The organism is Sphingobium agrisoli (assembly GCF_041877245.1).
In the GTDB taxonomy this organism is placed as follows: domain Bacteria; phylum Pseudomonadota; class Alphaproteobacteria; order Sphingomonadales; family Sphingomonadaceae; genus Sphingobium.
In genome coordinates, this window is record NZ_JBHDJI010000011.1 from 148,192 (window position 1) to 154,454 (window position 6,263).

At 65.6% G+C, this 6,263-nt stretch carries 8 protein-coding genes; 6 read left to right on the plus strand and 2 right to left on the minus strand.

The annotated features are described in order from the left end of the window. Positions 1-8 precede the first annotated feature (8 nt). Both ACETPF_RS16980 and ACETPF_RS16985 read right to left on the minus strand, forming a co-directional pair. Complete coding sequence (locus tag ACETPF_RS16980) at positions 9-272, minus strand: hypothetical protein (protein WP_373935731.1); 264 nt, start codon at positions 270-272, stop codon at positions 9-11. Continuing rightward, the gene (locus tag ACETPF_RS16985; protein WP_373935747.1) at positions 269-835 is read right to left on the minus strand and encodes an HNH endonuclease; all 567 of its coding nucleotides are present in this window, start codon (positions 833-835) and stop codon (positions 269-271) included. The genes ACETPF_RS16980 and ACETPF_RS16985 overlap by 4 nt, the downstream gene beginning before the upstream one ends. A 96-nt stretch (positions 836-931) precedes the next feature. Between ACETPF_RS16985 and gluQRS the strand changes: the two genes are divergently transcribed. The 6 genes from gluQRS (at position 932) to egtD (ending at position 6,188) form a co-directional block, all read left to right on the plus strand. Further along, a complete protein-coding gene (gene gluQRS, locus ACETPF_RS16990; RefSeq protein WP_373935732.1) occupies positions 932-1,873 on the plus strand; it encodes a tRNA glutamyl-Q(34) synthetase GluQRS in 942 nt (313 codons plus the stop codon). A gap of 10 nt (positions 1,874-1,883) precedes the next feature. Further along, positions 1,884-2,120 (plus strand): twin transmembrane helix small protein, encoded by a 237-nt coding sequence (locus ACETPF_RS16995; protein ID WP_373935733.1) that lies wholly within the window; start codon positions 1,884-1,886, stop codon positions 2,118-2,120. A 199-nt stretch (positions 2,121-2,319) separates the two neighbouring features. Next, complete coding sequence (locus ACETPF_RS17000) at positions 2,320-2,889, plus strand: cob(I)yrinic acid a,c-diamide adenosyltransferase (RefSeq protein ID WP_373935734.1); 570 nt, start codon at positions 2,320-2,322, stop codon at positions 2,887-2,889. 130 nt (positions 2,890-3,019) lie between these two features. Then, positions 3,020-3,874, plus strand: coding sequence for a GGDEF domain-containing protein (locus ACETPF_RS17005; protein WP_373935735.1), 855 nt, complete (start codon positions 3,020-3,022; stop codon positions 3,872-3,874). A gap of 85 nt (positions 3,875-3,959) precedes the next feature. After that, positions 3,960-5,228 (plus strand): ergothioneine biosynthesis protein EgtB, encoded by a 1,269-nt coding sequence (gene egtB / locus ACETPF_RS17010; protein WP_373935736.1) that lies wholly within the window; start codon positions 3,960-3,962, stop codon positions 5,226-5,228. Between the two features lie 3 nt (positions 5,229-5,231). Continuing rightward, complete coding sequence (gene egtD / locus ACETPF_RS17015; protein ID WP_373935737.1) at positions 5,232-6,188, plus strand: L-histidine N(alpha)-methyltransferase; 957 nt, start codon at positions 5,232-5,234, stop codon at positions 6,186-6,188. Positions 6,189-6,263: the final 75 nt, after the last annotated feature.

The following is a 6,263-nucleotide window of genomic DNA, read 5'->3' on the forward strand; positions in this document are numbered from 1 at the left end:
TTCGGCGCTTACTTCGCTGCTTTCCCATCCGGCGGAAAGCAGCTTTCGCAGCGACGCCAGCAGGTGACGCCGGGCATGGCGGCGGCTGGCGTCAGTCCGCGTTCGGGGAGCAGTCGCGCCAGGACTGCGGGCGATATGCCTTCGGGCGCGGCACGGTTGTGGCACATCAGGCAGCGTTGCACATAGCGGGCGCGGGTAAGGCCGCTATGATCCTCCTGCGCTTGCACCACCCCTGGCAGAAGCAGCGCGAGCGGGAGGAGCCACGCCCTCACGCCAGCAGCTCGACATCCCAATAGAGCCAGTCGTGCCAGCTTTCGTGCAGATAGCCGGGCGGGAAAGCGCGGCCATGTTCCTGCAACTGCCAGCTCGTCGGGCGGATCGGCTGGACATGAAGATGCATATGCGCCTCCTTCGGCGTCCGCCCCCCCTTTTTGAGGTTGCAGGGCGAACAGGCGGTCGCGACATTTTCCCACGTAGTCCGGCCGCCGGCCCGGCGCGGTACGACATGGTCGAAAGTCAGGTCGTTGGTCGATCCGCAATATTGGCAGGCAAACTTGTCGCGCAGGAACAGGTTGAAGCGCGTGAAGGCGGGATGTTCGGACGGCTTCACATATTGTTTGAGCGCGATGACCGACGGGATTTTCATCTGGAAGCTGGGGCTGTGCACCTCCCGCTCGTAGCTGGCGATGATGTCCACCCGATCCAAAAAAACCGCCTTGATGGCGGTTTGCCAGGGCCAGAGGCTCAAGGGATAATAGCTGAGCGGCGTGTAATCTGCGTTCAGAACAAGCGCCGGACAGTTTTCCGGATGTCGTATGAGGTCGGGATGGTACATAGAAACGCCTTCTACCCCCTTGCCGACGCCGCTCTTCACCCAGCAACGTGACAGCGCCATGACAGCATTAACGAATATGACCCGTCAAGAGCCTGTATGACTCCGCCCGTCGCGCCACAGCATATTGTGACCCGCTTCGCACCCAGCCCGACCGGCCGGCTGCATGTCGGCCATGGCTGGTCGGCGCTGATGGCGATGGATATGGCGCGGGCGGCAGGCGGGGCGTTCAGGCTGCGTATCGAGGATATCGACGGCACCCGGAGCCGGCCCGAACATGTCGCGGGGATCATCGAGGATCTGCGCTGGCTGGGCGTGGAATGGGACGGAGAGATCGTCTTCCAGTCTGCTCGGCTGGATGCCTATGCAGCGGCGCTGGCGCGGCTGCGGGCACAATGCCTGCTCTATCCCTGTTTCTGCACGCGGGCGGACATTCAGGCCAGCCTCACCGCGCCGCATGGACCGGAGGGGCCGGTCTATCCGGGGACGTGCCGAGCCCTGAGCGAGGATGAGCGCGCGAGGCGGATCGCGGCGGGGGAGCCACATGCCTGGCGGATCGACATGGCGGCGGCGGTGGCGAAGATAGGGGTGGTGAAGTGGAGTGCTTTGCCTCTCCCCGTTCGGTTCGAGCGTGTCGAGAACCTTGCGCGCGGGTTCTCGACAAGCTCGAACCGAACGGAGGTCATGGCCAACCCCCTCGCCCATGGCGACGTGGTGCTGGCGCGCAAGGATGCGCCGGCGAGCTATCATCTCTCCTGCACGCTGGACGATGCGGCCATGGGCGTGACCCATGTCCTGCGCGGCGAGGATCTGCGCGCGGCAACCGACATTCATCGGCTGCTCCAGGCGCTGCTCGACCTCCCCTCCCCAGCTTACATCCACCATCCGCTGCTGGTGGGCGCGGACGGGCGGCGGCTCGCCAAGCGCGACGGGTCGATCGCGATCGCCGATCTGCGCGCGCAGGGCATGGCGCCGCAGGCGCTGGCCGATGCCCTAAGAGACAGGCGCTTTCCGGTTGGAATCCGCCTCGCAAACGCCTAGCTTGGCGGACATGAACACGATCCTCGTCATTGCCCTCATCCTTGCCATGATCGCGACTCTGGTGGCGCTGGTGCGGGGCATCATCGCCTTCCTCCAGACCACCAAGGAGGATCTGAACATGCCCGAAGGCAGCGGCCCCAGCCCCTCGCGCCTCAAGCAGAACAAGATGATGATGAACCGCGTGCTGTTCCAGGCGGCGGCGATCATCATCGTTGCGATCCTGCTGCTGGCGAAGGGGAATGGGTAACCTGAGTTGATCCTCCCCTAGTAGGGGAGGTGGCAGGGCGAAGCCGTGACGGAGGGGTGTCACCCCCTCGATAGCGTTGAGCAGGTCGGTCATGCCCCCGGCATGACCTTCAGATTGCCGGGGGAAATCTGAACCTGCTCACCCCCCCACCACTTCGTGGTCCCCCTCCCCTTGCAGGGGAGGAATGTTTAGGGCGAACATGGTCAAGCTGAACAAAATCTACACCCGCACCGGGGACGACGGCACCACCGGCCTCGTCGACGGATCGCGCATCGCCAAACACGCGCCTCGGATGCAGGCAGTCGGGGACGTGGACGAAGCGAACAGCGCCATCGGCGTCGCGATCGTCGCGATGGGCGCGCGTGAGGAAGCGAACTGGCTGACGACGATCCAGAACGACCTGTTCGATCTGGGCGCAGACCTCGCGACACCGATCCCCGATGGGCCGGACGAGCCCTGGGCGCTGCGGATCGTCGCGAGCCAGGTCGCGCGGCTGGAGGCGCAGATCGATCTGATGAACGAGACGCTGAGCCCGCTGGACAGCTTCATCCTGCCCGGCGGGTCGGCGGCGGCGGCATCGGTCCACCTCGCCCGCGCTATCACGCGCCGGGCCGAGCGCAGCGCGACGGCGGCAACGGTCGACGTGGCGCTCAACCCGCAGGCGCTCGCCTATCTCAACCGCCTGTCCGACTTGCTGTTCGTGCTCGCGCGACGGCTGAACGGTGACGGCGCGGGCGACGTCAAATGGGTGCCGGGTGCGTCACGCTGATCCGGCGCGTCAATTCGACTCACCCGATGCACGGTTCGACCGGTAGCGCCGCGTTAACCCTGCTTGGTAAGGCGCTGTTGAGGCACCCGGCCAAATTTGCGCGGCGTCGCATCATAAAGGGGGGACCACCGTGCAATTCTACCTCACCACATCCTTCATCTTCCCGCGTTCGCTGCGGCTGCGGCTGTTCGCGCTCTGCTTCGTCGCCACGCACCTGCCGCTGATCGGCTATGTTGGCTGGGGCTTTGCCACCGGGCGGATCATGCTGGCGGAGTTCGTGCTGCTGACCGCGATGACGGTGATCGGGACCGGCATCGCGCTGGTCGGCATCGGCGCGCTGCTGAGCCCCATCCATGCGCTTGCCGACGCGCTGCACGACGAAGAAGGCGCCCCCCCTGCCCTGCCCCAGGTCGGCGACGTCATCCGCACCCTCTATGCCGGGGTGCAGCGCGCCGCCGACACCACGCAAGCGCGGATGGACACGCTGTATCAGGCCGCACACGAGGATAGTCTGACCGGGATCGCCAACCGGCGCGGCTTCCTGGCGGCGCTCGACGCACTGCCCGCTGATCGGCGCAAGGGGTGCGTTGCGATCATCGACATCGACTATTTTAAGCGGGTGAATGACCTTAAGGGGCATGAGGAAGGCGACCGGGTGCTCGCTGCCTTCGCGGCGCGGCTGGCGGCGCTGGTGCGGCGCGCCGACATCGTCGCGCGCTGGGGCGGCGAGGAGTTCGCGGTCTTTTTCCAGGACTGTATCGAGGATGAGGCGAGTTGGTCGCTGGCGCGGATCGCGGCGCGGCTGCGTAGCGACCCAATCGGCGAAATCCATGGCCGCCCGATCAGCTTTTCCGCCGGCATCAGCCGCTGGGTGGGCGGGCCGTTGGACGAAGCGTTCGCCCAAGCCGACGAGGCACTTTACGATGCCAAGCAAGCAGGGCGCGACCGCATCTGCCGCGCCGCCCCTGCCCTGACCGCCGCATGACCGAAGGGGCATAACGGAACCACCCGCCGTCTCATGCGCTTTTGTCCTTACGAGAGGGGCGCAACCCTGTCGGGAAAGGGCGGGCGTGGCGAAAAGCTGGACAGATGCCTGGCAAGACGACTTGCCAGATCGCTACCGTGCCGTGCGCGCGTTGACCGAAGCGCTGGCCGCGCCCTTGTCGGACGCCGACGCGACGGTGCAATCGATGCCCGACGCATCGCCCGCCAAATGGCACCTTGCCCATGTCAGCTGGTTCTTCGAAACCTTCGTGTTGCGCGACCATGTGCCTTCCTATCACCCTTTCGATCCGCGCTTCGCCTTCCTCTTCAACAGCTATTATGAGGCGGAAGGCGCGCGGCACGCCCGCCCGTTGCGGGGCATGTTGACGCGCCCGACGCTGGCCGAGGTGCGCGCCTATCGCGCCCATGTCGACTCCGCGATGATGGCGGCGATGGGCATGTTGCCGCAACCGGCTCGGGCCCTGGTGACGCTGGGGCTCCATCATGAGCAGCAGCATCAGGAATTGCTGCTGACCGACCTCCTCCATCTTTTCTCGCTCAATCCGCTGGAGCCCGCGCTGTTCAATGCTCCGCCGGCGACACCTGTCGACCTTCCAGGGCCGCTTCACTGGATCGAAGGGCGCGAGGGGCTGGTCGAGATCGGCGATGACGGGCACTCCGGCTTCACCTTCGATTGCGAGGGGCCGCGTCACAAGGCGGTGCTGCGGCCGCACGCATTGGCGCATCGCCCGATAACCAACGGCGAATGGATCGCTTTCATCGAGGATGGCGGATACCGCACCGCGGCCCACTGGTTGTCGGATGGCTGGGCCTGGGTGCAGAGCGAGGGGATCGACGCGCCGCTCTATTGGAGACAGGGCGAGCAGGGTTGGACCCGCTTTGGCCTCGACGGGCGCCAACCGGTCAATCCCGCCGCGCCGGTCACGCATATCAGCCTGTATGAGGCGGATGCCTATGCCAGCTGGGCGGGCGCGCGGCTGCCGACCGAGGCGGAATGGGAATGCGGCGCTCAAAATATCGCGGCGGTGAGCGGCAATCAGCTTGACGGCCCCGGCTGCCCCCGGCCTCGCCCCGCCGAAACGGGATCGGCGCTGACGCAGATGTTCGGCGACGTATGGGAATGGACCGGCAGCGCCTATCGCCCCCATCCCGGTTTCCGCGCCGCACCGGGCGCGGTGGGCGAATATAATGGCAAATTCATGTCCGGCCAGTTCGTGCTGAAGGGCGGCAGCTGCGCCACCCCCCGAGGCCATGTGCGGGCGAGCTACCGCAATTTCTTCTACCCCCATCAACGCTGGCAGTTCACCGGGCTGCGGCTGGCGAAGGATCTTTGAGCGATGCTGCTGACCGATGAAGCCCCTTCCGTTAGCCGCATCGACCCGGCCTTTCGCCGCGACATATTGGAAGGGCTGACGCGCAGCCCAAAGGCGACGCCGCCGATCTGGTTCTACGACCGCAAGGGATCGGAACTATTCGAGCAGATCACCGAGCTCCCCGAATATTATCCCACGCGCACCGAAACCGCGCTGCTGGAACGCCATGGGCCTGACTTTGCGGCGGCGGTGGGTGAAGGCCGCGCCGTGGTGGAATTTGGCGCGGGCTCCTCGCGCAAGACGCCGCACCTGCTGCGCGCGATTCAACCCGCCGCCTATGTGCCGATCGACATCAGCGGCGACTTCCTGCACGCCAGCAGCGCGCAGCTGGCAAGCGCCTTTCCGGGACTGCCGGTGCTTCCCGTGGTGGGCGACTTCAACGGACCGCTGAATCTGCCGGCTGCGATCGAGGGGCAGCCGCGGCTCGGCTTCTTCCCCGGATCGACCATCGGCAATATGGAGCCCGATGCCGCGGTCGACCTCCTCCGCGCGATGCGCGCGCTGCTCGGCGATGACGCTATGCTGCTGATCGGGATGGACCGGATCAAGGATCGGGACCGGCTGATCGCTGCTTATGACGATGCGGCCGGGGTGACGGCGGCGTTCAACCTGAACCTCATCGAGCGGATCAACCGCGAGCTGGAGGGCGACCTGCCGATCGACGGCTTTGCCCACCGGGCGCGCTGGAACGACGAAAAGGCGCGAATCGAAATGCATCTGGAGGCGGTGCGGCCGCTCCACTTCCACGTTGCCGGCCAATGTTTCCTCATGGACGCGGGCGAGACCATCCATACCGAGAGCAGTCATAAGTATGGCCCGCGCGACGAACGTTTGCTGTTACGCGCGGGTGGATGGGAGCCGGTCGAGGAATGGACCGACGCAGAGGGTCTGTTTTCGCTGATGCTGGCGAAGTCCGCCTAGAGTCGGATGACATTAGATTGATCCGTACCCCGAGTTGGTGAGATAATTGCGGCATTCGGCGGGACTGAAGGTATC

What these genes read in the sequence shown, in the direction of transcription:
- egtD (WP_373935737.1), top strand. Translation starts at nt 5,232, where the DNA reads ATGCTGCTGACCGATGAAGCCCCTTCCGTTAGCCGCATCGACCCGGCC.
- gluQRS (WP_373935732.1), top strand. Translation starts at nt 932, where the DNA reads ATGACTCCGCCCGTCGCGCCACAGCATATTGTGACCCGCTTCGCACCC.
- ACETPF_RS16985 (WP_373935747.1), bottom strand. Translation starts at nt 835, where the DNA reads ATGTACCATCCCGACCTCATACGACATCCGGAAAACTGTCCGGCGCTT.
- ACETPF_RS17000 (WP_373935734.1), top strand. Translation starts at nt 2,320, where the DNA reads ATGGTCAAGCTGAACAAAATCTACACCCGCACCGGGGACGACGGCACC.
- ACETPF_RS16995 (WP_373935733.1), top strand. Translation starts at nt 1,884, where the DNA reads ATGAACACGATCCTCGTCATTGCCCTCATCCTTGCCATGATCGCGACT.